Annotated in this window: 24 protein-coding genes; 15 read left to right on the top strand and 9 right to left on the bottom strand. The window is 69.2% G+C overall.

The genetic code is table 11. The features are described from left to right. Positions 1-96: 96 nt before the first annotated feature. Both AC1DIX_RS20145 and AC1DIX_RS20140 read left to right on the top strand, forming a co-directional pair. Positions 97-1,017 carry a LysR family transcriptional regulator gene (locus tag AC1DIX_RS20145; protein ID WP_477326833.1) on the top strand — a complete coding sequence of 307 codons (921 nt, stop codon included), beginning with the start codon at positions 97-99 and terminating at the stop codon, positions 1,015-1,017. After that, entirely contained in the window at positions 1,014-1,502 is a 489-nt protein-coding gene (locus tag AC1DIX_RS20140; protein ID WP_477326831.1) for a GNAT family N-acetyltransferase, read from the top strand. The genes AC1DIX_RS20145 and AC1DIX_RS20140 overlap by 4 nt, the downstream gene beginning before the upstream one ends. Here AC1DIX_RS20140 and fliD read toward each other — a convergent pair. Continuing rightward, entirely contained in the window at positions 1,492-2,820 is a 1,329-nt protein-coding gene (gene fliD / locus AC1DIX_RS20135) for a flagellar filament capping protein FliD (protein ID WP_477326829.1), read from the bottom strand. The two genes, AC1DIX_RS20140 and fliD, sit on opposite strands and share 11 nt — an antisense overlap. Before the next feature lie 168 nt (positions 2,821-2,988). Here fliD and AC1DIX_RS20130 point away from each other — a divergent pair, with 168 nt between their 5' ends. The 12 genes from AC1DIX_RS20130 to AC1DIX_RS20075 are packed head-to-tail and all read left to right on the top strand — an operon-like array spanning position 2,989 to position 14,791. Next, positions 2,989-3,639, top strand: a complete 651-nt coding sequence (locus tag AC1DIX_RS20130; RefSeq protein WP_477326827.1) for a cytochrome c3 family protein — start codon at positions 2,989-2,991, stop codon at positions 3,637-3,639. Further along, positions 3,636-6,503: a 4Fe-4S dicluster domain-containing protein gene (locus AC1DIX_RS20125; RefSeq protein WP_477326825.1), complete on the top strand. Its 2,868-nt coding sequence runs from the start codon at positions 3,636-3,638 to the stop codon at positions 6,501-6,503. The genes AC1DIX_RS20130 and AC1DIX_RS20125 overlap by 4 nt, the downstream gene beginning before the upstream one ends. Next, positions 6,500-7,876: an NrfD/PsrC family molybdoenzyme membrane anchor subunit gene (nrfD, locus tag AC1DIX_RS20120; RefSeq protein ID WP_477250631.1), complete on the top strand. Its 1,377-nt coding sequence runs from the start codon at positions 6,500-6,502 to the stop codon at positions 7,874-7,876. The genes AC1DIX_RS20125 and nrfD overlap by 4 nt, the downstream gene beginning before the upstream one ends. After that, positions 7,873-8,418: a DUF3341 domain-containing protein gene (locus tag AC1DIX_RS20115; protein ID WP_477326823.1), complete on the top strand. Its 546-nt coding sequence runs from the start codon at positions 7,873-7,875 to the stop codon at positions 8,416-8,418. Before nrfD ends, AC1DIX_RS20115 begins: the two co-directional genes overlap by 4 nt. Further along, entirely contained in the window at positions 8,415-9,044 is a 630-nt protein-coding gene (locus tag AC1DIX_RS20110; protein WP_477326821.1) for a c-type cytochrome, read from the top strand. The genes AC1DIX_RS20115 and AC1DIX_RS20110 overlap by 4 nt, the downstream gene beginning before the upstream one ends. Next, complete coding sequence (locus AC1DIX_RS20105; RefSeq protein ID WP_477326819.1) at positions 9,041-10,075, top strand: hypothetical protein; 1,035 nt, start codon at positions 9,041-9,043, stop codon at positions 10,073-10,075. Before AC1DIX_RS20110 ends, AC1DIX_RS20105 begins: the two co-directional genes overlap by 4 nt. Next, positions 10,068-10,400 carry a hypothetical protein gene (locus tag AC1DIX_RS20100; RefSeq protein ID WP_477326817.1) on the top strand — a complete coding sequence of 111 codons (333 nt, stop codon included), beginning with the start codon at positions 10,068-10,070 and terminating at the stop codon, positions 10,398-10,400. The genes AC1DIX_RS20105 and AC1DIX_RS20100 overlap by 8 nt, the downstream gene beginning before the upstream one ends. Continuing rightward, positions 10,397-11,233: an SCO family protein gene (locus tag AC1DIX_RS20095; protein ID WP_477326815.1), complete on the top strand. Its 837-nt coding sequence runs from the start codon at positions 10,397-10,399 to the stop codon at positions 11,231-11,233. The genes AC1DIX_RS20100 and AC1DIX_RS20095 overlap by 4 nt, the downstream gene beginning before the upstream one ends. Then, positions 11,230-12,180 (top strand): cytochrome c oxidase subunit II, encoded by a 951-nt coding sequence (gene coxB, locus AC1DIX_RS20090; protein WP_477326813.1) that lies wholly within the window; start codon positions 11,230-11,232, stop codon positions 12,178-12,180. Before AC1DIX_RS20095 ends, coxB begins: the two co-directional genes overlap by 4 nt. After that, entirely contained in the window at positions 12,155-13,786 is a 1,632-nt protein-coding gene (gene ctaD, locus AC1DIX_RS20085; protein WP_477326811.1) for a cytochrome c oxidase subunit I, read from the top strand. The genes coxB and ctaD overlap by 26 nt, the downstream gene beginning before the upstream one ends. 5 nt (positions 13,787-13,791) lie before the next feature. Continuing rightward, entirely contained in the window at positions 13,792-14,454 is a 663-nt protein-coding gene (locus AC1DIX_RS20080) for a cytochrome c oxidase subunit 3 family protein (protein ID WP_477326809.1), read from the top strand. Position 14,455: 1 nt separating this feature from the next. Further along, entirely contained in the window at positions 14,456-14,791 is a 336-nt protein-coding gene (locus AC1DIX_RS20075; RefSeq protein WP_477326807.1) for a cytochrome C oxidase subunit IV family protein, read from the top strand. An 18-nt stretch (positions 14,792-14,809) separates the two neighbouring features. Here the strand turns inward: AC1DIX_RS20075 and AC1DIX_RS20070 are convergent, their stop codons facing one another. From AC1DIX_RS20070 to AC1DIX_RS20035, 8 genes are all read right to left on the bottom strand, one after another. Then, the gene (locus AC1DIX_RS20070; RefSeq protein ID WP_477326805.1) at positions 14,810-15,997 is read right to left on the bottom strand and encodes a family 1 glycosylhydrolase; all 1,188 of its coding nucleotides are present in this window, start codon (positions 15,995-15,997) and stop codon (positions 14,810-14,812) included. Further along, the gene (locus AC1DIX_RS20065) at positions 15,994-17,154 is read right to left on the bottom strand and encodes an alpha-hydroxy acid oxidase (RefSeq protein ID WP_477326803.1); all 1,161 of its coding nucleotides are present in this window, start codon (positions 17,152-17,154) and stop codon (positions 15,994-15,996) included. The genes AC1DIX_RS20070 and AC1DIX_RS20065 overlap by 4 nt, the downstream gene beginning before the upstream one ends. A 12-nt stretch (positions 17,155-17,166) precedes the next feature. Then, positions 17,167-18,798, bottom strand: a complete 1,632-nt coding sequence (locus AC1DIX_RS20060; protein WP_477326801.1) for a GMC family oxidoreductase — start codon at positions 18,796-18,798, stop codon at positions 17,167-17,169. Further along, positions 18,798-19,415: a gluconate 2-dehydrogenase subunit 3 family protein gene (locus tag AC1DIX_RS20055; protein WP_477326799.1), complete on the bottom strand. Its 618-nt coding sequence runs from the start codon at positions 19,413-19,415 to the stop codon at positions 18,798-18,800. The genes AC1DIX_RS20060 and AC1DIX_RS20055 overlap by 1 nt, the downstream gene beginning before the upstream one ends. Beyond that, entirely contained in the window at positions 19,412-20,308 is an 897-nt protein-coding gene (locus AC1DIX_RS20050; RefSeq protein WP_477250737.1) for a hypothetical protein, read from the bottom strand. Before AC1DIX_RS20050 ends, AC1DIX_RS20055 begins: the two co-directional genes overlap by 4 nt. A gap of 68 nt (positions 20,309-20,376) precedes the next feature. Then, positions 20,377-22,161, bottom strand: coding sequence for a thiamine pyrophosphate-requiring protein (locus AC1DIX_RS20045; protein ID WP_477326797.1), 1,785 nt, complete (start codon positions 22,159-22,161; stop codon positions 20,377-20,379). Next, positions 22,158-22,511, bottom strand: coding sequence for an SDR family NAD(P)-dependent oxidoreductase (locus AC1DIX_RS20040; protein ID WP_477326795.1), 354 nt, complete (start codon positions 22,509-22,511; stop codon positions 22,158-22,160). Before AC1DIX_RS20040 ends, AC1DIX_RS20045 begins: the two co-directional genes overlap by 4 nt. Before the next feature lie 66 nt (positions 22,512-22,577). Next, the gene (locus AC1DIX_RS20035; protein WP_477250643.1) at positions 22,578-23,729 is read right to left on the bottom strand and encodes a GNAT family N-acetyltransferase; all 1,152 of its coding nucleotides are present in this window, start codon (positions 23,727-23,729) and stop codon (positions 22,578-22,580) included. A 31-nt stretch (positions 23,730-23,760) separates the two neighbouring features. Here AC1DIX_RS20035 and AC1DIX_RS20030 point away from each other — a divergent pair, with 31 nt between their 5' ends. Beyond that, the gene (locus AC1DIX_RS20030) at positions 23,761-25,851 is read left to right on the top strand and encodes an NAD(+) synthase (RefSeq protein WP_477326793.1); all 2,091 of its coding nucleotides are present in this window, start codon (positions 23,761-23,763) and stop codon (positions 25,849-25,851) included. Positions 25,852-25,865: the final 14 nt, after the last annotated feature.

Genomic DNA, 25,865 nt, shown 5'->3' with positions numbered 1-25,865 from the left:
GGCGGTAGGCGGCCGAAGACCCGATTCAAGGAAAGTCTTGGCGCCAAAATGTGCACTGGTGCACAATAATTGTTGCTGATATCAGACAATCAACCTATGAATACCTTGCCCGAGTGGACTGACCTGCGTTTCTTTCTTGAACTGGCGCGTGCGGGGACCCTGTCGGGCGCCTCGCGCCGGCTGGACGTCGAGCACACCACCGTGGCGCGGCGCATCGACCGCCTCGAGAGCCAGCTCGGGACTACCCTGTTCGACCGCTCGCGCGAGGGTTACGAGCTGACCGAGATGGGCCACGCCCTGCTGCCGCATGCGGAAGCGATGGAAGGGGCGTCGCTGGCCGCGCTCGAGCGGCTGGGCGGCACCGAGCTCGGCGCCCAGGGCGTGGTGCGGCTGGGCGTGCCGGACGTGTTCGGGGTGAGGGTGGTGGCGCCGCTGCTGGTCAAGCTGCTCGACACGCATCCCGACCTGTCGATCGAGATGCTGTCGCTGGCGCGCTTCGCCAACCTGGCCAACCGCGAGGCCGACCTCGGCGTGATGCTGGATCCACCGGCCACCGGCCGCTACGTGGTCACGCGCCTGGCTTCCTTCCGCTTCTACCTGTACGGATCGCCCGCCTACCTGGAGCGCCATCCGCCGATCCGTACCCACGCCGACCTCGAAGGCCACGATTTCGTCGATTATGTGCAGGACCGCCTGGCGAGCCGCGAGCTGTCCTACCTGAACGAACTCGGATTCACGCCGCGGCGACGCTTCTGCTCGCTCGGCATGGGCGCCCAGGTCGAGGCGGCGGCGCTGGGCATGGGCCTGATGATGGCGCCGCCTTATGCGATCCCGGACGACGGCCGCCTGGTGCCGGTGCTGCCGGGCTTCTACGCCGAACGCTCCTTCTGGCTCGCCGCGCCCACCGACCTCTATCGCCTGCGCCGGGTGAAGGTGGTATGGGACCTGCTGCGCGACCTGGCCGACAACAATCCCTCGCTGTGGTGGATCAAGGACGACATCGGGCGGGCGGCGTGATCCGCGTTCGCCCCTACGAGGAAGGCGACCGCGAGGCCGTCAACGCGGTGGCGCGCGCCGCCTTCATGCAGTATTCGCGGGATTACACCGACTGGCCCGGCTTCATCGAGGGGATAGCGCGGATGGCCGATCTCGCGGCAGGCGCGGATATCCTGGTGGCCGAACAGGCGGGCGAGATCGTCGGCGCGGTCGCCCACGTCGGGCCCGGCCGGCCGCGCGCCGCCTTCTTCCCGATGGCGTGGTCGGTGATCCGCATGCTGGTGGTGGATCCTCGGCGGCGCGGGCAGGGCGCGGGGAGGGAACTGGTGGCGGGCTGCCTGCGCCTGGCGCGCGACGCCGGGGCGCCCGCGGTTGGCCTGCATACGAGTCCGATCATGGCCTCGGCGCTGCGCATGTACGAGGCGCTCGGCTTCGTGCGCGACGCCGACCTGCCGCCGATCCGCGGCGTGCCCTACGGACGCTACGTGCTGCCGCTCAAGCCATGAAGTCGAACAGCGACATCGGCTTGACCTGACCATTGCCGAACAGCGCGCTGCCGCCGAGGCCCGATCCGGCCAGCGAATACTGCTGCGCCAGCATCGCCGCCTGGCGGCTGACGGTGTCCACGATCTTCGCTTTCTTGTCGCTCAGCTTGTCGGCATCCTGCTTGACCGCGATGGCCTGGTTCGCCACCGTCCCGCCGGTGGCGATCTGCTGGCCGGCACGCTTTGCCAGCTGTTCGGCCAGGCCCTTGCCGGCATTCGCGAACAGCGCCGTCACCTTGCCCGGGTCGGCGGCGATGGCCGCCTTCAGCTTGGTCTCGTCGAGCACCAGGGCGCCGCTCTTGCGCGTAACGCCGATTTCGGCCAGCGCCTTCGGATCGGCGGCGTCGAGCACCTGATTGATCTGCGCGGTCACCTGGTTCAGCGCCGAGTCCGAGCCCGGGTCGCCGCTGCGCAGCGTGGCCAGCTGGCTGCCCATGGTGTTGAAGGCGCTTACCAGGCTCTTCACGTTGGCGGCAATCGCGGACGGATCGCGGGCCACCTGCACCTCGCTCTTGCCGACCGCGCCCAGGGTCAGCGAGACGCCGGCGATGGCCTTGTCGACCTTGTTCGTGCTTGCCGTGACGGTCTTGCCGTCGACCACCAGCTGGGCGTCCTGGGCCGCGGTCTTTTCCGTCATCGCGCTGTTGCCGCCGTTGCCGTAGGAGAGCAGTCCTTGCACTGCCGGGTCGCCGCTGACGCTGATGCGCATGCCGTTCGCCGCGCCGCTGGTGCCGGTCAGCCTGAGGGCGAAGCCCTTGCCGTCCTGCACCACCTCGGCGTTCAGGCCGGCGTCGCGCATGGCCTTGGCGATGCCGTCCAGGGTGTTGTTGCTGCCGTCGATGCGCAGCGACTTGGTCGCCGAACCGGTGTCGATCTTGATCACAGTGGCGGCGCCGCTGCCGATCGGGGCATCGCGGGCGGCCAGGGCCTTGCTGGCCAGCTGCTGGGCCTGGGCCAGCTGTTTGACCTCGACCGTGTGCGAGCCGGCCGTGGCGGTTGAACCGCTCAGGCTGGCCTCGACCGCCTTGGTGCTGCTGCTGGCCGACATGTCCATCCCGGCGGCGGACAGGCCGCCGGCGGCGTTCCGGAAGCCGTCCAGCGCGAGCGCCATCCTGCCCAGGCTGGACAGGCGCGCATTGTCGCGCTGCAGCTGGGTGTCGATGAGCTTGACGGCCGGGTTCTTCGCCAGCAGCGACTGGGTAGCGCTGGTGTAGAGGCTGGACAGGCTGCCGCTGGTGGCGCCAAGGCCCGGCGACGAGGTCGAGGTCGAGATAGTCATGCGCACATTATGGGCCAGGCGGCTCCCTCTCGATGTATTCAATTGCAAGGGGTTTACCCGTCAATTCAAGCGTGCGGACCGATTGCCGACACTCGCCTATACTAGGTGAGGTATCAAAAAAACAACTACATAGCCACCAATCCATTCCTTTAGCTGATAAGCAATCCAATGGCGCCGCCGTTTTCCAAGCCTGCCGTGCTGGTCGTCAAACTGGCTTTACTGCTCATCCTCGGCATCGCCGTGGCGGCGGTGGCGGTGGCGCGTTGGGAGATGACGCCGCGTAACGGCATCTACGAACCGGTCAACCAGCCGATCGCCTTCAGCCACAAGCACCACGCCGGCGACGACGGCATCGATTGCCGCTATTGCCACACCTCGGTCGAAAAATCCGGTTTCGCCGGCATGCCCTCGACCGGCATCTGCCTGAGCTGCCACTCGCAGCTTTTCCTCGATTCGCCCGCGCTGGCCCCGCTGCACGAGAGCGCGCGCAGCGGCCGGCCGATCCACTGGGTGAGGGTGCACGACCTGCCCGACTTCGTCTATTTCCCACACGATATCCACGTGAACAAGGGCGTCGCCTGCGTCGAATGCCACGGCCGCGTCGACCAGATGCCGCTGACCTGGCGCACCGCCACCCTCGAAATGCAGTGGTGCCTGGGTTGCCACCGCACCGCGCCGCAGCACGTCCGCCCGCTCAGCAAGGTGCTGTCGATGGCGCCGCAGCGGCCGCTGACGCCGGAGGAAGTCCGCCAGCTCGACCGCCTGTACCGCCTGCGCAGCACGAATGCGCTGACCAACTGTTCGACCTGCCACCGATGAAAAGAACCGGCCATCCCGTCATCCCCATCCACGGCCACGGCCACGATCACGATCACGATCATGATCACGGCCGGGACGAGCCGTCGCGGCGCCGCTTCCTGAAGCTGATGGCGGCTTCCGCGGCGCTGGCCGGCGCCGGCTGCAGCGGGCCGCCGCCCGAGGCCATCGTGCCCTATGTGCGGATGCCGGAGCAGGACGTGCCGGGACTGCCGCTGTTCTACGCCACCGCCTTCGTCCGGCGCGGCTTCGCCCACGGCGTGCTGGTCGAGACCAATATGGGCCGGCCGACCAAGGTCGAGGGCAATCCCGAGCATCCCGTCAGCGGCGGCGCCACCGACGTCTTCGCCCAGGCCTCGATCCTGCAGATGTGGGACCCGGACCGTTCGCAGACGGTGCAGCAGGGTACGGAGCTGTCGAGCTGGTCGGCCTTCGAGGCGGCCCTGGAAGCGCGCCGCCCGCGGTTCGCGCGCGACGGCGGCGCCGGCCTGCGCGTGCTGAGCGGCCCGGCCACCTCGCCGACCCTGGCGGCCCAGCTGGCGGCGCTGCAGAAGAAGTATCCGGCGATGCGCTGGCACGCCTGGGATCCGTTGCACGACGACGGCGCCGCGGCCGCCTCCAGCCTGGCCTTCGGGCGTCCGCTCGACACCCTGTACCGGCTCGACAAGGTGGCCGTGCTCCTGACCCTGGACGCCGACCTGTTCGGCGCCGAGGGCGGGCGGGGCGGCAGCCTGGCGCATGCGCGCGCCTTCACCGCGCCGCGCCGGCTGGGCGCCAGCGTCGCCGCCAACCGCCTGTACGCGATGGAGTCTACGCCGACCCTCACCGGCGCCTACGCCGACGAGCGCCTGGCGCGGGCGCCGCACGAGATCGAGGCCTCGCTGTGGCGTATCGCCGGCCTGCTGGAAGCGGCGCCCGGCGGCGGCACCGCGCCGGATCCCGCCGTCGCGCGCTGGGAGACGGCGGTGGCGATGGCGCTGCGCGGGGCGCGCGGCCATGCGCTGGTGGTGGCCGGACCGAGTTTGAGTCCGGCCGGCCGCGCCCTGGCCCATCTGCTCAACCAGCGCCTGGGCGGGCAGCAGGGGCCCGTCGCCCATATCGAGCGGGTGGCGCTCGGCGCGCCCGAGCATGGCGCCACGCTGGCCGGACTGGCGGCCGACATGCAGGCCGGCAGGGTCGACACCCTCTTGATGCTGGACACGAACCCGGTCTATACCGCACCGCCCGCGCTCGGCTTCGCCCATGCCCTGCGCCGCGTACCGCTGAGCGTCCACCTCGGGCTCTACCGCGACGAGACCGCGCGCGAGGCCGGCTGGCACCTGCCGCTGGCGCACGGTTACGAAGCCTGGAGCGATGCCCGCGCCCATGACGGAACGGCCAGCATCGTGCAGCCGCTGATCGCGCCCCTGTATGGCGGCCGCTCCGCGCACACGGTGCTGGCGACCCTGCTGGGCGAGGGCAGCCGCGACGGCCTGGTGCTGGCGCGCGCCGTCTGGCAGGCCGCGCGTCCCGAACTGGCCGGCCCGGCCTTCGACGCCTTCTGGCGCGAAGCCCTGCGCCGCGGCCTGGTCGAGGGCAGCGCCGCGCCGGAGGTGACGGTGCGCGAGGTGCCGCCGGTGGACATGCCGAAGCTGGAAACGCCGCCGCTGGTGGCGCGCTTCGTGCCCGATCCGGCCGTCGATGGCGGCGAGTTCTGCAACAACGCCTGGCTGCAGGAGCTGCCGCGGCCGCTGACCTCGCTCACCTGGGATAACGCCGCCCTGATCGGTCCCGACACCGCCAGGCGCGCCGGCCTCCTCGATGGCGGCGTGGCCCGGCTGACGGTGGACGGCCGCAGCATCGAGGCGCCGGTGATGGTGCTGGCGGAGCAGGCCGAGGGCGTGGTCACGCTGCCGCTCGGCTATGGGCGCAGCGGCGCCGGCTCGGTCGGCAATGCGGTCGGCTTCGACGCCTACCGCCTGCGTCCCCAGGCCGCGCTGGGCGGACCGGTGCCGCTGCGGCTCGATGCCACCATGGGCGGCCATGTGTTCGCGCTGCGCCAGCGCGAGGTCGACATGCACGGGCGCGATCCGGTGAAAGTGGCGCAGGCCGGGGCGAAAGCCGCGCCGAAGAACCGCGAAGAGCAAGAGGGCGGCAAGACCTCGCTGTATCCGGAGTACCGCTACGACGAGTACAAATGGGGCATGGCGATCGACCTCAACGCCTGCATCGGCTGCGCCGCCTGCACCGTCGCCTGCCAGGCCGAGAACAATATCCCGGTGGTCGGCAAGGAAGAGGTGATGCGCGGCCGCAGCATGCACTGGATCCGGGTCGACCGCTACCGTCTCGGTGCGCGCACCTTGTTCCAGCCGGTGCCCTGCATGCATTGCGAGCATGCGCCCTGCGAAGAGGTGTGCCCGGTCGGCGCCACCGTGCACGACGACGAAGGCCTGAACGTCCAGGTCTACAACCGCTGCATCGGCACCCGCTTCTGCTCGAACAACTGCCCCTACAAGGTCCGCCGCTTCAACTTTCTGCAGTATTCGAACCAGAAGCTCGAGAGCCTGAAGGCGCTGCAGAACCCGGAAGTGACGGTGCGCCGGCGCGGGGTCATGGAAAAATGCAGCTACTGCCTGCAGCGCATCACGCGCGCCCGCATCGACGCCGAGAAGCAGGGCCGCCGCATTGCCGATGGCGAAGTCGTCACCGCCTGCCAGGCGGCCTGCCCGACGACGGCGATCCACTTCGGCGACCTGAACGACCCGCGCAGCGACGTCCTGGCGGCCAAGTCCTCGCCCTTCGACTACGCCCTGCTGCAGGAACTGAACACCCGGCCGCGCACCAGCTACACCACGCGCCTGATCAACCCCGACCCGGAGCTGGAATGAGCGCGCCGCAGCCCAGGTCCCGCGACACCCCGGAACTGCGCGCCGGCTGGGGCTATGCCGACGTCAGCGACAAGATCGCCGGCATCGTCCTGTCCGGAACGTTCGGCTGGAAGTGGTGGAGCGCCTTCCTCGTCGCCTCGGCCGGCGTGATGGCGCTGCTGGTGGCGGTCAGCTGGCTGCTGGCGAAGGGCATCGGCATCTGGGGCGTCGACATCCCGGTGGCCTGGGGCTTCGCGATCGGGAACTTCGTCTGGTGGATCGGGATCGGCCACGCCGGCACCTTCATCTCGGCCGTCCTGCTCCTGCTGCGCCAGCGCTGGCGGACCTCGATCAACCGCTTCGCCGAGGCCATGACCCTGTTCGCGGCCAGCATCGCCGGCCTGTTCCCGATCCTGCACCTGGGCCGGCCCTGGTTCTTCTACTGGATCGTGCCCTATCCGAACGTGATGAACGTGTGGCCGCAGTGGCGCAGCCCGCTGGTGTGGGACTTCTTCGCGATCGCCACCTACCTGCTGGTGTCGCTGATGTTCTGGTACGTGGGCCTGATTCCCGACCTGGCCACCCTGCGCGACCGCGCCGGCGCGCGCGGGCAGCGCGGGGCCCAGGTCGCCTACGGCCTGCTGGCCCTGGGCTGGCGCTTTGATGCCCGGCATTGGGCGCGCTTCGAGAAAGCCTACCTGCTGCTGGCGGGGCTGGCGACGCCGCTGGTGGTGTCGGTGCACACCATCGTGTCGCTCGACTTCGCGGTCGGGAACACGCCCGGCTACCACTCGACCGTGTTCCCGCCTTATTTCGTGGCCGGGGCGTTGTTCTCGGGCTTCGCGATGGTGCTGACCCTGGCGATTCCGCTGCGCGCGGCCTTCGGGCTGCAGGACTTCATCACCGGACGCCACCTGGCGAATGCCGCCAAGGTGCTGCTGGCGACCAGCTGGATGGTGGGCTACGGCTACCTGTCCGAGATCTTCACCGCCTTCTACAGCGGCGACAAGTACGAAACCTACATGACGATCAACCGCTGGGTGGGGCCGTATGCGCCGGTCTACTGGAGCATGCTGACCTGTAATATCGTGCTGCCGCAGATCCTGTGGTGGCGGCGCGTGCGCCAAAGCGTGCCGGCCCTGTTCCTGCTCAGCCTCGCGATCAACTGCGGCATGTGGATGGAGCGCTTCCTGATCGTGGTCTCCTCGCTGCACCGGGACTTCCTGCCATCGAGCTGGGGCATGTTCTACCCGACCCGCTGGGACTGGATCACGCTGTTCGGTTCGATCGCCTTCTTCGTCTGGCTGTTCCTGCTGTTCGTGCGCTTCCTGCCCCTGATCTCGATGGCCGAGATGCGCGAGCTGGTGCGCGACACCGCGGAGGGCAAGAAATGAGGCAAAAACCGAGCCGGGCAGTGTACGGCCTGCTGGCCGAATTCCCCAACGCGGACAGCCTGTGCGCGGCGGCGAAGGAGGCGAGGGCGCACGGCTACACCCAGGCCGAAGCCTACAGCCCGTTCCCGGTCGAGGGCCTCGAAGAGCTGCTCGGCACCCGGCGCAGCTGGGTCGCGCCGGCGACCCTGATCGGCGGCGTGCTGGGCGGCGCGGCCACCTATTTCCTGCAGTGGTATGCGGCCGTGATCGACTACCCGATCAATATCGGCGGCCGGCCGCTGCACTCCTGGCCATCCTTCATTCCGCCGACCTTCGAGCTGACCATCCTGGGCGCGGCGGTGGCGGCGGTGCTGGCCATGCTGATCCAGAACGGCCTGCCGCAGCTCTATCATCCGCTGTTCGAGGTCGAGGAATTCGAGCTGGCCAGCCGCAACCGCTTCTTCCTCTGCCTGCCCGCCCACGACCCGGTGTTCGCGCCGGGCCCGGCGCGCGATCTGCTGGAAGGCCTGCATCCCATGCTGCTGCGCGAGGTGCCGGCATGAGATTCCTGCCCGGCCTCCTGTTGCCGCTGGTCTTGCTGGCTGCTTGCGAACGGGCCAGGCAGGACATGTACGACCAGCCGCGCTACAAGACCTTCGCCGCCAGCACCCTGTTCCCGGACGGCGCCTCGGCGCGCATGCCGCCGGCCGGCACCCAGCCGCGCGCCCGCGGCGCCTTTTCCGACAGCACCGGCGGGCGCAAAGGCGGCACCGCCGTGCAGGAAGACATCGCCGCCGAGACCGCGCAGACGAATCCCTATCCGGTCGACCTGCGCCTGCTGGAGCGGGGCCGCGAGCGCTACATGATCTACTGCCTGCCCTGCCACAGCCCGGTGGGCGACGGGGACGGCCTGGTGGTGCGGCGCGGCTTTCCGGCGCCGCCGACCTATCACCAGCCGCGCCTGCGCGAAGCCCCGGACCGCCACATCTACGACGTGATCACGAACGGCTACGGCGTGATGGTGCCTTATGCCGACCGCATCGAACCGGCCGACCGCTGGGCCATCGTGGCCTTCATCCGCGCCCTGCAGCTGAGCCAGAACGCGCCGGCCGACGGCCTGCCGCCGGATATCCGGGCGAAGCTGGACGCGCAACCCGAAACTGCCGCCGCAGCCGGAGCTACGCCATGAGCCGCACCGTGCTCGCGATCGCCGCCGTAGTGATGGCCGCCGTGCTGGCCCTGATCGGCTGGCGCATCGACCTGCGCGCGCTGCTGGCGGGCTACCTGGTGCTGTGGTGGTTCGTCACCGGCGCGCTGCTGGGCGGCCTGGCGAATGTCTGGCTGCACCAGCTCACCGGCGGCGACTGGGGCGAGCTCATCCGCACGCCGCTGCTGCGCGCGGCGCGCTGGTTGCCGCTGGCCTGCCTGCTGTTCCTGCCGGTRCTGGCCGGCATGCATCTGCTCTATCCCTGGGCCGGCGCCGGGCCGGTGGAGCCGGCAACTCCCTTCCGCAAGCTGTGGCTGAGCCCCGGCTTCTTCGTGGCGCGCAGCCTGGCATACCTGCTGCTGTGGAGCGCGCTGGCCTGGATCGAATTGCGCGCCCGCCACCGTTCGGGTGGCCGCGCCGCCGCCTGCCTGCTGGCCTTCGTCTTCTCGAGCGGACTGGCGTCGGTCGACTGGCTGATGTCGCTGCGGCCGGAATGGTATTCGAGCGTGTTCGGCTGGCTGACCGGCACCGGCCAGATGCTGAGCGGGCTGGCGCTGGCGGTGCTGCTGATCGACAGGGAGGCCGCGCGCCAGCGCCTGCCGGACTTCGGCAACCTGCTGATGATGTATGTGCTGACCTGGGCCTACCTGGCCTATGTGCAGTTCCTGATCATCTGGTCGGCCGACCTGCCGCGCGAGATCTCCTGGTACCTGCTGCGCGCCACGCCGGGCTGGAAGGCGGTGGCCTGGACCCTGGCCGTCGTGCACTTCGCGGGGCCGCTGCTGATCCTGCTGTCGCGCCATGCCAAGCAGGCGCCGACGATGATGGGGGGACTGGCCGCGCTGCTGCTGGCGGTCCACCTGCTCGATTGCTGGTGGCTGGTGCTGCCCTCGGTGACGGGCCTGACGGATCACTGGACGTGGCTGGCGCCGCTGCCGGTGCTGGCCGGCGTCCTGCTGGCCTGGCTGGCCTGGCGCGGCGCGGAGACGAAGAGGAGGGCGGCCCATGCCTGAGAGCGAAGACAGCGGCATCCACGTCCGCGCGATCCGGCGCGGGGCGCTGGCGATCGCGGGCGGCATCGTGTTCGCGGTGGCGGGCTCGTGGTGGCTGCTGCACAGACTCGGTCCGGTGGCGAACACGGCGCAGCCGCCGGCCGCGATCCCGGCGCCGCGCCTGCAGCCGGCGCCGCAGGACGAGCGTGCGGCTTACTTCGCGGAAAAAGAGAAGCGCCTCGGCAGTTACGGCTGGGTCGACCGCCAGGCCGGCGTCGCCCACATTCCGCTGGACGAGGCGATACGGCTGATGGCGGCGCGCCGCCAGCAGGAGCGCAAGCCATGATCCGCTTGTTACGCTTGCTACGGCTGCTGGTGGCGGCCTGCTTCATGCTGGCGCTGTGCCGGGGGACGGCCGGCGCCCAGGCCCTGCGCCTGCCGGCCCAGCCGGCGGCGGATTTTTCGCCGGCGATCGGCACCCGCCTGCCGCTCGACGCCATGCTGCGCGACGAAGCCGGCCGGCCGCTCCGCCTGGGCGAGCTGTTCGGCGCCGCGCCGGTGGTGCTGGTGCCGGGCTACTACAGCTGTCCGAACCTGTGCAGCACCCTGTTCGAGGGCGTGCTGCAGGCCCTCTCGCTGGGCGGGATGGCGGCCGGCAGCTACCGCCTGGTCGGCTTCTCGATCGACCCGCGCGACGGCGCCCAGGCAGCAAGCTCCAAACGCCAGGCCTATGCTTCCCTGCTGCCCGGCGGCGCGGCCGACCTGCGCATGCTGACCGCCGACGCGCCGGCGCTGGCGCAGATCGAGGCGGCGCTGGGCTACCGTGCGCCGCGCGACCAGAAGACGGGGGAATTTGCCCATGCCGCCGGCTTCGTGGTGGTCGATGCCGGCGGGCGCGTCACGCAATATTTCCCCGGCGTGCGCTTCGATCCGGCCGCCCTGCGCACGGCGCTGCAGGCGGCTCGCGATGGAGGTATCGGCAGCAATAGCGGCAGCGGCGCTACCTCCCTCGGCGAGCGCATGCTGATGCTGTGCACCCATTACGACCCGGCGCTCGGCAGGAACAGCGGCGCGGCGATGGCGGCGGTGAGGACCGGCGTGCTGTTGGCCTTGCTGGGCCTGGGCGGCTGGCTGTGGCGCCGGCGCGGCTTCGATGCCACGAAGGAGGGCAGGCCATGACGGTGCCTTTCCACCTGTTGCCGGCCGACGGCGCCGCGTCCGCCACCCGCCTCGACAGCCTGGCGCTGTGCCTGCTGCTGCTGACCGGCGCGGTGGCGCTGGGCGTGCTGGTCATGATGATCGTGTTCTGCGTGCGCTACCGCGTCCGCTCCAAGGCCGACCGCAGCCACGTGCCGTCCAGGGACCTGCCCGTGGAAATCGCCTGGACCGCGATCCCGATGCTGCTCTTCCTCGGCCTGTACGCCTGGGGCGCGATCGACTATGCCGCCCTGTACCGCCCGGATCCCGCCGCCACGCCCGTCTTCGTGGTGGCCAAGCAGTGGATGTGGAAGGCCGAGCACCGCAACGGCCGGCGCGAAGTGGGCCAGTTGCACCTGCCGCTGGGGCGGCCGGTACGCCTGGTGCTGACCTCGCAGGACGTGATCCACAGCTTCTTCGTGCCGGCCTTTCGCATCAAGCAGGACGCGGTGCCGGGGCGTTACACCTCGATCGGCTTCACGCCCAGCAAGGCCGGCGAATACGAGCTGTTCTGCGCCGAGTACTGCGGCACCGAGCATGCCATGATGACGGGGAAGATCGTGGTGCTGCCGCCCGCCGAGTACGGACGCTGGCTGGCCGAGGGCCCGCGCCAGCCCGGCATGGCCGCGCGCGGCTTCGCGCTGTTCCGCCAGTACGGCTGCAGCGGCTGCCACGCCGCCGGCTCGAGCGTGCACGCGCCCGACCTGACGAACCTGCTGGGACGCCGCGTGCACCTGCAGGACGGCCGCGAGATCATCGCCGACGAAGCCTACGTGCGCGATTCCATCTACCTGCCGCGCAAGGACGTGGTGGCGGGCTACGAACCCATCATGCCCTCGTTCGCCGGCCAGATCGGCGAGGAGGACCTGCTGGCGATCATCGAATACATCAGGGAGAGCGGACATGACCCGTCCACAGAGCGACCTTAGCCTGATCGAGGAAGACGACACCCGGGCCGGCCGCAGCTACCTGTCGGAAGGCTGGACCCTGGGCTCCTGGCTGGGCACGCGCGACCACAAGCGCATCGCGCTGCTGTATGCGGTGTCGATCACGCTGTTCTTCTTCCTGGGCGGGATCGCGGCGGCCCTGATCCGCCTGGAGCTGGCCACGCCGCAGGGCGACCTGGTCAGCGCCGACACCTACAACAAGCTGTTCACCGCCCACGGCGTGATCATGGTATGGCTGTTCCTGATTCCCTCGATTCCCTCGGTGCTCGGCAACTTCCTGATGCCGATGATGATCGGCGCGCGCGACCTCGCTTTCCCGCGCCTGAACCTGGCCAGCTGGTACCTGTACATCGCTGGCGGCGCGATCGTCCTGTGGGCGCTGCTGGCCGGCGGCGTCGACACCGGCTGGACCTTCTACACCCCGTTCTCGACCATGTTCTCGAACTCGCACGTGGTGCTGGCCCTGACCGGGGTGCTGGTGGTCGGCTTTTCCTCGATCCTGACGGGGCTGAACTTCATCGTCACGGTGCACACCATGCGGGCGCCCGGCATGGGCTGGTTCCGGCTGCCGCTGTTCGTGTGGGCCAACTACGCCACTTCGCTGATCCTGGTGCTGGCCACGCCGGTGCTGGCCATGACCCTGGTGCTGGTGGCCGTCGAGCGCCTGTTCCAGGTCGGGATCTTCGACCCCGCGCTGGGCGGCGACCCGCTGCTGTTCCAGCACCTGTTCTGGTTCTACTCGCACCCGGCGGTGTACATCATGGTGCTGCCGGCGATGGGCGTGGCCAGCGAGATCATTCCCTGTTTCGCGCGCCGGCCCGTGTTCGGCTACCGCTTCATGGCCTATGCGATCCTGGCCATCGGCGTGATCGGCTTCCTGGTCTGGGGCCACCACATGTTCGTCAGCGGCCAGTCGGTGTATGCGGGCATGGTGTTCTCGCTGCTGTCCTTCATGGTCGCGGTGCCGTCCGCGATCAAGGTCTTCAACTGGACCGCCACCCTGTACAAGGGCCGCATCAGCTTCAGCGCGCCGATGCTGTACGCGTTCGGCTTCGTCGGCCTGTTCACAATCGGCGGCCTGACCGGGCTGTTCCTGGCCGCGCTGGCCCTCGACGTCCACCTGTCCGATACCTATTTCGTGGTCGCCCACTTCCACTACATCATGGTCGGCGGCTCGGTGATGGCCTACCTGGGCGGCATCCACTTCTGGTGGCCGAAGATTACGGGACGCATGTACTCGGAGGCCTGGGGCAGGCTGGCGGCGGTGGTGATCTTCGCCGGCTTCAACCTGACCTTCTTCCCGCAATACCTGCTCGGCTATGCAGGCATGCCGCGCCGCTACCACAGCTATCCGGAGGAGTTCCAGATGCTGCACGTGCTGTCCTCGGCCGGCGCGGTCACGCTGGCGATCGGCTACCTGCTGCCGCTGGGCTACCTGGCCTGGTCGCTGCGCTATGGCCGGCCGGCGCCGCCGAATCCCTGGCAGGCCACCGGGCTCGAATGGCAGGCGGCATCGCCGCCGCCCGTCCACAACTTCGCCCAGCCGCCGGTGGTGGCGCGCGGCCCCTACGCCTACCATACCGATTGAATCCCATGACTACGGTCAAGCAGCCCCACGCCGAGCAGTTCACCAGCCGCGAGCAACAATCCTTCGCCGGCACCTTCGGCATGTGGGTGTTCATCGCCAGCGAACTGCTGTTCTTCGGGCCGCTGCTGTTCGGCTACCTCTACCTGCGGGTTCACTATCCCGAGGCCAGCGCCGCCGCCAGCCGCCATACCGACTACCTGCTCGGCACCGCCAACACCGCGGTGCTGCTGACCAGCAGCTTCCTGATGGCGCTGGCGGGCAATGCCGCGGAAAGCGGCCGGCGGCGGCGCGCCATGCGGCTGTTGTGGGCGGTTGCGGCGCTGGGCCTCGTCTTCCTGGTGCTGAAGGGCTGGGAATACCACAATGATTTCCTGGACAAGCTCTTCCCCGGTCCCGGCTTCCGGCCGGAGCAGGGCGGCCGGCTGCAGGAGATGCCCGGCATGCAGCTCTTCTTCATCCTGTATTTCGTCCTTACCGGGCTGCATGCGGTCCACCTGACGATCGGCATCCTGGTGTGCCTGGCGATGGCCTGGCGGTTGCGCCATCCGCCGCCAGTGGGGGTATCCGCCGATGCGATCGAATACGCGGGCCTGTACTGGCACTTCGTCGACGTGGTCTGGATCTTCCTGTATCCGCTGCTCTACCTGGTCGGCAGGGCGGGAGGCTAGCATGGAGCGCGATACCCGTATCCTTCGCCGTCCCCCGGTCCTGACCTGGCTGGCCTTGCTGGTCCTGCTGGCGATCAGCGCCGGCRCGTCCTGGCTGCAGCTGGGCTGGATCAATACGGCGATCGGACTGGCGGTCGCCACGGTCAAGGTGGTGCTGGTGGGCCTGGTCTTCATGCGCCTGCGGGTGACCCACCCGCTGCTGCGCCTGACGGCGCTGGCGGGGCTGGCCACGCTCGCCCTGCTGTTCATCCTGTCCGGCACCGACTACGCCACCCGCAGCGAGGTGCAGGCGCCCTGGCAGCATCCATCCACGGTGGCGCCGCGCCTGGGACGCTGATCCGGCCCGGGTCCGGTTTCAGGCGTCCAGGCGGACCGCCCAGTCGGCGATCAGCTTGCGGTAGGCTTTGCCGACCGGCCGGATCTTGCGGTCCAGGTCGAACAGCCCGCGCGGATTGACCACGCCGCGCTGCTCGCGCAGTTCGATGTCCCAGTCGACCTGGTCGGTGACCGAATACCAGGTGAAGCCCGTCACCGCGACCCCGGCCCGCATCAGGCCGCGCACCAGCGCCCATTGCCTGGCCAGCCAGGCGCAGGCTTCAGTGCCCTGCGGTCCCTGGTCGCGGTTGGTCTCGGTATGCATCAGGGGCAGGCGGTAGCGCTCGGCGTATTCGCGGGCGATCACCGCATAGCCCAGCAGTTCGTCGACCGGATGCATGCCGCCGTCGGCCTCGACGTGGTGCTCGTTCGAGCGGTAGTAATCGGTGCCGAGGATGCAATGCTTGCGCAGCGCATGGTTCTCGAAGAAGCGCAGCTCTTCCTCGCTCATGCCGTTGTCCAGCACGAAGCCGCGCAGAGCGGGTTCCAGCTCGCGCCCGTAATTGAGGTCGAGGGTAAGGAAGCGCCGCAGGTTGCGCGTCTCGGCGATCGGTTCGGCGTCCGGCTCGGTGGCGTGGAAGTATTCGCTGGACTCGCTCTGGATGAAGCGGGTACCGGGACGCAGGGCGCGGATCGCATGCATGGCCAGCAGGTTGGCCTTGACCAGGTGCTTGATGGCGGTGACGTAGGCATGCTCGTCGCTCAGCTCTTCGTTCCACAGGCCATAGAGGGCGGAGAAACGCGCGCACACATACATCTCGTTGACCGGCGTGAACATGTGGATCCAGGGATAGCGCTGGGCGAAATCGGCGGCATAGCGCGCGAACAGCTCGGGGAAATCCGGATTCTGGAAATTGCCGATCCAGTCCGGCACGCCGAAGTGGCAGAGGTCGGCGATCGGCTCGATGCCGAGGCGGCGCAGCTCGGCGAAGGCCTGGTCGGCGAAATCCCAGTCGTAGCGCTGTGGGGCCAGCCAGCTGCGGTGCAGGGGCACGCCGTAGCGCAGGGTGCGGATGCCGAGCCCGGCCGCCAGCGCGAAGTCGGTGCGCCAATGGGTGTAATGGCCGCATTCCTCCATCTGGTCGCGGCGGATGCGGCCGTGGCCGATGGTGGGGCTGCTGTTTTCGATCCCGCTGGCGAACTTGAAAGAGGAGGGTGGCGCCGTCATCGGCGTCCTCCGAGCGGCGGCTGCGGGGTGACGACGCCGGGAGGGACCTCCGAGACGCTGGACAGCCCGGACAGCATCATGCAGTCCTGCAGCTCCTGCTCGAACAGCTGCAGCGCGCAGTAGACGCCGTCGCGGCCCTTGGCGCACAGGCCGTACAGGCAGGCGCGCCCACTCAGGCAGGCTGAAGCGCCGAGGCCGAGGGCCTTGACGATGTCGCCGCCGGTGCGGATGCCGCCGTCGAACAGCACTTCGATGCGGCTGCCGACCGCCTCCGCGATTTGCGGCAGCACCGAGATCGAGGAGGGCGCGCTGTCCAGCTGGCGCCCGCCGTGGTTGGAGACGACGATGGCGTCGGCGCCGATGTCGAGGGCGCTGCGCGCGTCGTCTGGATGCATCACGCCCTTCAGGATCAGCTTGCGCGGCCATTCCTTGCGCACCCAGCGCACGGTGTCGAGGTCGAAGCTCGGGTCGAACTGGGCTTCGATCCACTTCGACAGCGAGCCCACCGAGCCGCCTTCCTTGATCTCGTGTTCGAGGTTGCCGAAGGTGTGGCGGCGGCTTCCCGCCATGCCGGCCAGCCAGCGTGGATGGGTCAGCATCTCCATCAGGTTCCTGGGCGTCAGCCGCGGCGGCACGCCCAGGCCTTCCTTCTCGTCGGCCCAGCGCTTGCCCTGGGTGTGCAGGTCGATGGTCAGCACCAGCGCCGAACAGTTGGCCTCCAGCGCGCGGCGGATCAGGCTTTCGTTGACCTTCTTATCCTTCATCAGGTAGAGCTGGAACCAGAAGGGCTTGCCGCTTGCCTCGGCCACGTCCTCGATCGAATTGATCGAGCAGGTCGACAGGCAGTAGGGCACGCCATAGTCCGCCGCCGCGCGCGCCGCCTCGCACTCGCCGTTCGGCCACATCAGCCCCGCCAGCCCGRTCGGCCCGACCGCCAGCGGGATGCGGGCGGGGTCGCCGGCCATGGTGGTGGCGGTGTCGCGCCTGGCCACGTTGCGCAGGCTGTGCTGGCGCAGCGCCAGGGCGCGCAGGTCGTCCAGGTTGCGCTGCAGGGTCAGCTGCTGCTCGCTGCCGCCGTGGATGTAGTCGAACAGCACGCCGGGCAGGCGGGACCTGGCCAGGGTTTCGAGGTCGAAGATGCTGGCGATTTTGCTCATGGCTTGGTCATGTCAGAGTTCTCCACGGGCGGCCAGGATGCGGATGCGGTCGCCGATGCGGCAGGCCAGTGCCTGGATCGTGAGCGAGGGGTTGACCCCGCCGCTGGTCGGGAACAGCGAGCCGTCGCAGACCCACAGGTTACGCACGTCCCAGCTGCGCCCGTCGGCGTCGACCACGCTGGTGTCGGGATCGAAGCCCATGCGGCAGGTGCCGAGGATGTGGCTGGTGTCTTCGCTGGTCCACAGGTCCTTGCCGCCCGCCGCTTCCAGCATCCGGCCCATGTAGCGGCGGGCATGTTCCTGCATGCGGCGGTCATTGTCGGAGTACGAGAATTCGACGTGGGCGATCGGCAGGCCATGCTGGTCGCGTTCGCCGGCCAGAATGACGCGGTTGCCGGGCCGCGGTTCGGTCTCGGCCACCGCCACCAGGCCGCTCATGTAGTTGTAGTCGAGCATGGCCTGGCGCAGCCGCGCGCCCCACAGCTGGCGCGAGGTGGCGACCAGCTGGGCCCAGGCGCGCGGCAGCGGGCCCTGGCTCATGAAGGCATAGCCGCCGGCGAAGTGCTTGCCTTCGTCGGCGTAATTCCAGTGCTCGCAGACGGCCATGTTGGGCGGCCCCTTGTTCCAGCGGATTTCCTCGTCGAAGCGCGCCCACACGCCCGGTCCCGCATGGGTGGTCAGGTGGGTGCCGACCAGGCCAGAGCGGTTGGCCAGGCCCTGGGGAAAGGACGGGCAGCTCGAATTCAGCAGCAGGCGCGGGGTCTCGATCGCGTAGCCGGCCACCACCACGTTGCGCGCGCGCTGGAAGCGCCATTGCCCGCTGCGGCGGTAATGCACGCCGCTGGCCAGGCCATTCGCGTCCAGTTCGATGCGCCCGGCCATGGCGAGGTCGCGCACCTCGGCGCCGGCGCGCAGCGCGCGCGGGATCCAGACCACCAGCGCGCTCTGCTTGGCATTCGTCGAGCAGCCGAAGTTGCAGAAGCCGCGGTAGACGCAGGGCGGCGACTTGCCGCGCGGCGCCGACACCGTCGCCAGCGGCACCGCCGACCAGGCCACGCCCATGCGCTCGGCGCCGCGCGCCAGCACCAGGCCGGCGGCGTTCATCTCGTGCTCGCGGTAGGGATAGCGACGGTGCGGCGGGCCCCAGGGATAGCGCAGCGGGCCGGCAATCGCCAGCGCGCGCTCGGCTTCCTCGTAGTACGGCGCGATCTCCTCATAGCTGAGCGGCCAGTCGAAGCCATAGCCGAGCAGGCTGCGCGAACGGAACCACTCGGGCCGGAAGCGCAGCGAGATCATGCTGAAGTGGACCGTCGAGCCGCCCACGCCCCAGCCTGAATTATTGCCGCCGAGGGCGATCGGGTCGTCACCGGAGCTCAGGCGTTCGTCCAGCCAGTACAGCTGCTGCTGGGCTTCCTCGTCGGAGGCGAAATCCTCGAGCGGGCGCCAGAACGGACCGGCCTCCAGCACGACGACCGAGAAGCCGGCCTCGGCCAGCTTGCAGGCGAGGGTGCCGCCGCCGGCGCCGGCACCGACGATGGCGAAGTCCACGGCGTCGTCGTCGCGGTACTCGCGCATCGGCATCCAGCCCCCGCGTTCGAACACGTCGGGCGCGCGTCCTTGTCCGGTGCGTGGCTGGTAGTCCATCAGCCCGGGTCCTCCGCCTTGCGTGCGCGCGCCTCCCATGGGTCGCGGCTGTCGAATCCGAGGCGCACGTAGCCGCGCGGGCTGGCCGGGCCGCCGAACCCGATCTCGCTCCAGGACCAGGGGTGGGCGTAATAGATGCCGGCCGCGGTCTTGAGCAGCCAGTGCGTGAAGAAGCGTTCCGGATGCAGGGCCTGCCATTGCGGCGAGCGCACGTCCTGGTCCGCCAGCGCCTGCAGCACGGCATCCTGTTCGGCCGCATCGAGCGCCGTGAAGTCGCGGCCGTGGCGGCAGCGGGCCTCGTCGGCGAGGGCGGCGAGGCCCAGGCGCCAGCATTCGCGCAGCGGCGGCATGTCCGGATGGCGGAAGCCTTCGCCGACGTTATCGTGCAGCATGGCGTCGATCCAGGGCGTGATCGGGATCGGTTCAGGGCGGTCCGGCTGGGGCAGCAGGCGCCGGTTGACGGCTTCCAGCAAGTCCCACTCGGCTTCGCTCAGGAAGCGGCGCGGTGGAACCTGGCCCAGGCGTTGGGCCAATACGCGCCGGGTGGTGTCGTCGAAGGAAGGGCTGTCCCACTTGGCCAGCACGTCGTAGCCGGGATAGCGGGCGTTGGTGTTCATGCCGCCTCCCGCCAGGCCGGCTCGCGGGCGCGCAGCGCCAGGGCGGCGCGTCCGGCCAGCGCCAGCGCGGAAAAGCTGGGCGGCGCCGGCAGCGGCGGGCCGCTCAGCAGGTTCTGGCTCCAGTTGCGCCAGCCGCCCATCTGGCGCGCGATCCCGAAGGCGTGGAAGGCGACGCCCCCAGCGCCCAGCCAGGCGGTGGCGGCCAGCCAGCCGCGTGCCAGGCGCGAACGCCTGCGCGACGGGGCCGCCGGCGCGCTCGCCGCTGCCAGCAGCGCGGCGCCGACCGGCGGCAGGCCGACCGGCAGCCACATCGCCGGGTTGTGGTAGGCGCCGCGGAAGTGCAGCAGTGCCGCTTCCATGCTGGTGCCGGCCAGGCCGGCCGCCGCCAGCATGCCGAGGGCGCGGCCGCGCGGCATGCCGGCCAGGGTCGGCTCGCCACGCCCGACCTCGCGCGCGGCCAGCCCGAGCAGGCCGGCCAGGGACAAAGCCGCCGGCGCGCCGACCGGCGCCGCATAGAACAGATTGCCCCAGGACAGGCCGCCGGGCCGGCGCAGCACGTTGTAGACGTGAAAGCCCAGACCCGCCACGCCGATCGCGCAGGCGGCGCCGAAGGGCAGGGCGGCCACGCGCCGGCCGGGTTGCCGCGCCGCCTTCGAGGCGCCGGCCAGGACCAGGGTGGCGCTCGCCAGCGGCGCGAACATGCCCGGGTTGTCGAAGCCGCCGCGATAGTGTTCGAGGGCGCTGTCGCTCAGCACCGAGGCGGCCAGCATCGCCGAGGACAGGTAGAGCTGGCCTGCGGCGCGGGTTTCGGCGTCGGCGGCGCGCGGCGCTGCCGGGGAGCGCACCGGGCGCACGGAACGCGGCCGCGAGCGCGCCGCCAGCACCGCCGCCAGGGCCAGGCCGAGGGTGACGGCGCCCAGCGCCCGCGCCCCCGGCCCGGACTCTGTGCGCGCCAGCCGGGTCACGGCTTTTCCTTGGGCAGGATGCCGCTCAGCACCTGGCGCGCGACCCCGGCCAGCATCGAGCCTTCCTTGGGATCGCCCTTGACGACGGTTTCCATGAAGGCCTTGGCCTGTTCCAGCGTGATGTGGGAGGGCAGCGGCGGCACCTCGGGGTCGGTCCTGAACTCCAGCACCACCGGACGGTCGGCGTGCAGGGCTTCGCGCCAGGCGGTGCGGACTTCTTCCGGATTGTCGCAAAAGATGCCCTTCAGGCCGATCAGCTCGCCGAACTTGTGGTAGGGCACGTCGGGGATCTGCTGGGTGGCATTGAATTTCGGATCGCCTTCCATCACCCGCTGCTCCCAGGTCACCTGGTTCAGGTCGCCGTTGTTGAAGACGCAGACGATCCAGCGCGGATCCTTCCACAGGCGCCAGTACTTGGCCACCGTGATCAGCTCGGCCATATTATTCATCTGCATGGCGCCGTCGCCGACCATGGCGATCACCGGCCGCTCCGGGTGCGCGAACTTCGCCGCGATCGCGTACGGGACCGCCGCGCCCATCGAGGCCAGGCCGCCGGACAGCGAGAACATCTGGCCGCGCCGCACCTTCAGGTCGCGCGCATACCAGTTGGCGCAGGAGCCGGAGTCGCTGGTGACGATGGCGTCGATGGGCAGCTGCGGTGACAGGTCCCAGGCCACGCGCTGCGGATTGATCGGATTGGCCGGCTGCAGGGCGCGGTTCTCGAGCAGCTTCCAGGAGTCCGCCACTTCGCTCTCGACGTGGCGGCGCCAGTCGTCGGCCTTCTGTTCCAGCAGGGGCAGCAGCAGGCGCAGGGTCTCGGCGCTGTCGCCATGCAGGTTGACCTCTGCCGGGTAGCGGATGCTGAGCATGGTCGGGTCGATGTCGATCTGGACCGCGCGCGCCTTGCCTTCTTCCGGCAGGAACTCGGCATAGGGGAAGCCGCTGCCGATCATGAGCAGGGTGTCGCAATGCGTCATCAGGTCCCAGCTGGCCTTGGTGCCTAGGATGCCGATCGAGCCGGTGACCCAGGGCAGCTCGTCGGGCAGGACGCCCTTGCCGAGCAGGGCCTTGGCGGCACCGGCCTGCAGGCGGTCGGCCACGGCGATGACTTCGTCGGTGGCGCGCAGGGCGCCGGCGCCGACCAGGATCGCGACCTTCTTGCCGGCGTTCAGGACCTCGGCCGCGCGCCGCAGGTCGGCCTCGTGCGGCACCACGCGCGGCTTGCTGTAGCCGATGCCGGACCGGACCGAGCCGTGTTTATGGGGCGGATCTTCGTAAGGCAGTTCCTGCAGGTCGCCGGGAAGGATCAGCACGCCGACGCCGTTGCGCCCGAGCACCGTGCGCATCGCACGGTCGACCAGGTGGCGCACCTGCGACGGGGCCTCGGCCTCGTAGACGTAGTCGGCAACGTCCTGGAACAGGCGGTCCAGGTTCAGCTCCTGGGTGTAATGGGCGCCGCGCGCGGTGCGCGGGGCCTGGCCGCAGATCGCCAGCACCGGCATGTGGTCCATCTTGGCATCGTACAGGCCGGTCACCATGTGGGCGGCGCCGGGGCCGCCGGTCGACAGGCAGACGCCCGGCTGGCCGGTGAACTTGGCATGGGCGGACGCCATGAAGGCCGCCATTTCCTCGTGCCGCACCTGGATGAAGCTGATCTTGTGCCTGGACCGCTGGAGGGCGCCCAGCACCCCGTTGATGCCGTCCCCGGGATAGCCGAAGATGGTGCGTACGCCCCAGTCGTACAGGCGTTCGACGAAGAAATCACCGACGGTCTTGCTCATCCTTTCCTCCTTTTGCTCAATCCAGGCAGGCCCACGCCCGGCGCGGCGGCGCCCCACAGCCAGCCGCGGTGCTTCGCCGCCCAGAATTCCGGGCTGACGGACCTGGCGCCGCAATACGGCGATTGCAGGGGAATCGAGCGGTAGGCGAGGGCGGAGGTGTCGACGGGAATCGCGATGGCGCGCGGGGAGCCCCGGCGTTCGGCCTTGCTCCTGGCCGCTTCCAGGCGTTCGGGCTCGCGTGCGATCAGGGCGATCATGGCGCCATGGCGGCCAAATTCCCGTACCGCGGCGCGGCCGATGCCCGCGCTCGCGCCGGTGATCACCACCACTTCTGCGGCTCGGTCCGGCATGCTCTCTCCTTGCGTTTGCCAGGAATGAGGGAAGCTTAGCACCGCGCGGCTTGACGCCGCGTTCCGTTAGGTTTGTGCAAATGTTCCGGGCTTGAAGGGATTGCGATCGTTTAACTCATCGATATAGTCGTCGATCCCGCCGCTTTCCCTTTCCAGGAAGCGCTCGACCGCATCGGCAAACGAGGGATGCGCCAGCCAGTGCGCCGACCAGGTGCGGGTCGGCAGGAAGCCACGCGCCATCTTGTGCTCGCCCTGGGCCCCGCCCTCGAACACCTGGATGCCCTGCTCGATGCAGAATTCGAGCGGCTGGTAATAGGCGGTCTCGAAGTGCAGGCAGGGCACGTGTTCGAGCGCCCCCCAGTAGCGGCCGTACAGCGTGGTCTCGTCATGCACGACCAGCGAGGCGGCGATCGGGTTGCCGTCGCGCTCGGCGATGACGAGCAGCAGATTGCCCGGCATCTCGCGCCCGATGCGGCGGAAGAAATCCAGGTTCAGGTAGGGCTTCGAGAAATGCTCGGCATAGGTGTGGCGGTAGCAGCGCGTGAAGAAGCGCCAGTCCTCGTCAAGCGCGTCGACGCCGCGCACCCGGCGCATCGTGATGCCCGCTTCGGCCACCTTGCGCCGCTCGGCCCGGATGTTCTTGCGCTTCTTTTGCTCCAGGGTCGCCAGGAATTCCTCGAAGTTCGCGTAGCCGGCGTTCATCCAGTGGAACTGCACGCCGCTGCGCAGCAGGTAGCCTGCGTCCGCCAGCTGCCTGGCCTGCTCGTCCGGCGGGAACAGGATATGGGTCGAGGAGACATCGGCGGCCTGCTGGGTCGCGCGCAGCACCTCGACCAGGGCCGCGCGGGCGGCGTCGTCGCGGGCCAGCAGGCGCGGTCCCGTCACCGGCGTGAACGGAATCGCCGACAGCAGCTTGGGATAGTAATCCAGGCCGTTGCGCTGGTAGGCGTCGGCCCAGGCCCAGTCGAACACGTATTCGCCGTAGGAGTGTCCCTTCACGTAGAGGGGCAGGGCGGCGGCGAGTTCGTCATCGTCGTAGAGGGCGATGAATTGCGGCTGCCAGCCCGTTTCCGGCGTGGCGCTGCCGGATTCGTGCAGGGCGTGCAGGAAGGCGTAGGAAAGAAAGGGATTGGGGTTGTCTTGCCGGGCCAGCAGGCTGTCCCAGGCCCCCTGGCCGATCTCTGACAGAGAGGAAGCGATATGCGTGCGATAATTCAAGATGACTTCCGAATATGAAAAGCTGACTTCAATGGATAAGCGATTCTTCAACCTGTACTCGCACGATTTCGCGCGCGTGGCAGTCGCCAGTCCGCGTTGCCGCGTGGCCGACCCCGCCTTCAACGTCCAGGAAACGCTGCGCCTGGCGCGCGAAGCGGCAGACCAGGGCGCCGTGCTGGCCGCCTTCCCGGAACTGGGCCTGTCCGCCTATACCTGCGACGACCTGTTCCACCAGCGCGCCCTGCTCGACGCCGTGCTCGACGCCTTGCGGCAGCTGGTCGAGGCCTCGCGCGAGTTGCCGCTGGCCATGGTGGTCGGGGCGCCGCTGCGCCTGAACCACGTGCTGTTCAATTGCGCGGTGGTGGTGGCCGGCGGCCACATCCTGGGCGTGGTGCCGAAAAGCTACCTGCCCAATTATGGCGAATTTTACGAAAGCCGGCAGTTCAGCGCGGCGGACAACGCGGCGGCCGACCGCATCACGCTGCTGGGCCAGGACGTGCCCTTCGGTCCGGAGCAGATCTTCGAGCTCGAGGGTGTGCCGCTGTTCCGCTTCCACGTCGAGATCTGCGAAGACGTCTGGGTGCCGGTGCCGCCGTCGTCCTTCGCGGCCCTGGCCGGCGCCACCGTGCTGGTCAACCTGTCGGCCTCGAACGTGGTGGTGGGCAAGAGCGGCTACCGCCACCAGCTGGTCAGCCAGCAATCGGCGCGCTGCCTGGCGGCCTATCTGTACACCTCGGCCGGCCTGGGCGAATCGACCACCGACATGTCCTGGGACGGCCAGTCCCTGATCTACGAGAAGGGCGACCTGCTGGCCCAGTCGCCGCGCTTCCTGCAGGACTCGCACCTGATCTTCGCCGACGTCGATCTCGAACGCCTGTCGCTGGACCGCATGCACACGACCACCTTCGCGCAGTCGGTGCGCCGGCATGCGGCGGAGGTCGAGCGCTTCCGCAGCACGCGTTTCGCCCTCGCGCTGCCGCTCGACAAAGACCTGCCGCTGGCGCGCACCATCGAGCGCTTCCCCTATGTGCCGGCGGACGGCAAACGCCGCGACGAGCGCTGCACCGAGGTCTACAACATCCAGGTCCAGGCCCTGCTGCAACGCCTGCAGTCGTCCGGCCACCAGAAGGTCGTGATCGGCATCTCGGGCGGCCTCGATTCGACCCATGCGCTGCTGGTCTGCGCCAAGGCCATGGACCGCCTCGGCCTGCCGCGCTCGAACATCCTGGCCTATACGATGCCCGGCTTCGCCACCAGCGAACGGACCCTCCGGCAAGCGCGCCAGCTGATGGAAGTGGTTGGCGCCACCGCCCACGAAATCGACATCCGCCCGAGCTGCATCCAGATGCTGAAGGACCTCGGCCATCCCTATGCCGAGGGCAGGGAAGAATACGACGTCACCTTCGAGAACGTGCAGGCGGGCGAGCGCACCAGCCACCTGTTCCGGCTGGCGAACCACCACCATGCGATCGTGATCGGCACCGGCGACCTCTCCGAGCTGGCGCTGGGCTGGTGCACCTACGGCGTGGGCGATCATATGTCGCACTACAACGTGAACGCCAGCGTGCCGAAGACGCTGATCTCCCACCTGGTGCGCTGGGTGGCGGACACGCAGCAGATCGGTGAGAACGGCGCCGACGTCCTGATCAAGGTGCTGGAAACCGAGATCAGCCCGGAACTGGTGCCCGCCAAGACCGGTACCGGCAAACAGGCCGGCATCGCGCCGGCCGGCAAGCCGGCCCAGGTGACGGAAGACTTCATCGGGCCCTACGAGCTGCAGGACTTCAACCTGTATTACACGCTGCGCTACGGTTTCGCGCCGACCAAGGTGGCCTTCCTCTCGTACAGCGCCTGGCACGACCGCAACGTGGGGCCATGGCCGGAAGGCGGCAGCCCGGCGCGCAACGAATACGGGCTGGCGGCGATCAAGAAGAACCTGGGCATCTTCCTGTGGCGCTTCTTCAAGACCAGCCAGTTCAAGCGCTCCTGCGTGCCGAACGGGCCGAAGGTCGGCAACGGCGGTTCGCTGTCGCCGCGCGGCGACTGGCGGGCACCGAGCGATTCCGAAGCCACGGTATGGATGGAGCAGCTGGCGCGCATCCCGGACCAAGAATCAACCTGAAAGGAGAAAACCCC

The organism is Massilia sp. 05N420 (genome assembly GCF_056397205.1).
This window is presented reverse-complemented; position numbering and strand designations above follow the sequence as displayed.

Bases quoted from the DNA above. Each gene is read 5' to 3' on its own strand.
- AC1DIX_RS20145 (WP_477326833.1), top strand. From the start codon at position 97: ATGAATACCTTGCCCGAGTGGACTGACCTGCGTTTCTTTCTTGAACTG.
- fliD (WP_477326829.1), bottom strand. From the start codon at position 2,820: ATGACTATCTCGACCTCGACCTCGTCGCCGGGCCTTGGCGCCACCAGC.
- AC1DIX_RS20130 (WP_477326827.1), top strand. From the start codon at position 2,989: ATGGCGCCGCCGTTTTCCAAGCCTGCCGTGCTGGTCGTCAAACTGGCT.
- AC1DIX_RS20125 (WP_477326825.1), top strand. From the start codon at position 3,636: ATGAAAAGAACCGGCCATCCCGTCATCCCCATCCACGGCCACGGCCAC.
- nrfD (WP_477250631.1), top strand. From the start codon at position 6,500: ATGAGCGCGCCGCAGCCCAGGTCCCGCGACACCCCGGAACTGCGCGCC.
- AC1DIX_RS20115 (WP_477326823.1), top strand. From the start codon at position 7,873: ATGAGGCAAAAACCGAGCCGGGCAGTGTACGGCCTGCTGGCCGAATTC.
- AC1DIX_RS20110 (WP_477326821.1), top strand. From the start codon at position 8,415: ATGAGATTCCTGCCCGGCCTCCTGTTGCCGCTGGTCTTGCTGGCTGCT.
- AC1DIX_RS20100 (WP_477326817.1), top strand. From the start codon at position 10,068: ATGCCTGAGAGCGAAGACAGCGGCATCCACGTCCGCGCGATCCGGCGC.
- AC1DIX_RS20095 (WP_477326815.1), top strand. From the start codon at position 10,397: ATGATCCGCTTGTTACGCTTGCTACGGCTGCTGGTGGCGGCCTGCTTC.
- coxB (WP_477326813.1), top strand. From the start codon at position 11,230: ATGACGGTGCCTTTCCACCTGTTGCCGGCCGACGGCGCCGCGTCCGCC.
- ctaD (WP_477326811.1), top strand. From the start codon at position 12,155: ATGACCCGTCCACAGAGCGACCTTAGCCTGATCGAGGAAGACGACACC.
- AC1DIX_RS20080 (WP_477326809.1), top strand. From the start codon at position 13,792: ATGACTACGGTCAAGCAGCCCCACGCCGAGCAGTTCACCAGCCGCGAG.
- AC1DIX_RS20070 (WP_477326805.1), bottom strand. From the start codon at position 15,997: ATGACGGCGCCACCCTCCTCTTTCAAGTTCGCCAGCGGGATCGAAAAC.
- AC1DIX_RS20060 (WP_477326801.1), bottom strand. From the start codon at position 18,798: ATGGACTACCAGCCACGCACCGGACAAGGACGCGCGCCCGACGTGTTC.
- AC1DIX_RS20055 (WP_477326799.1), bottom strand. From the start codon at position 19,415: ATGAACACCAACGCCCGCTATCCCGGCTACGACGTGCTGGCCAAGTGG.
- AC1DIX_RS20045 (WP_477326797.1), bottom strand. From the start codon at position 22,161: ATGAGCAAGACCGTCGGTGATTTCTTCGTCGAACGCCTGTACGACTGG.
- AC1DIX_RS20040 (WP_477326795.1), bottom strand. From the start codon at position 22,511: ATGCCGGACCGAGCCGCAGAAGTGGTGGTGATCACCGGCGCGAGCGCG.
- AC1DIX_RS20030 (WP_477326793.1), top strand. From the start codon at position 23,761: ATGGATAAGCGATTCTTCAACCTGTACTCGCACGATTTCGCGCGCGTG.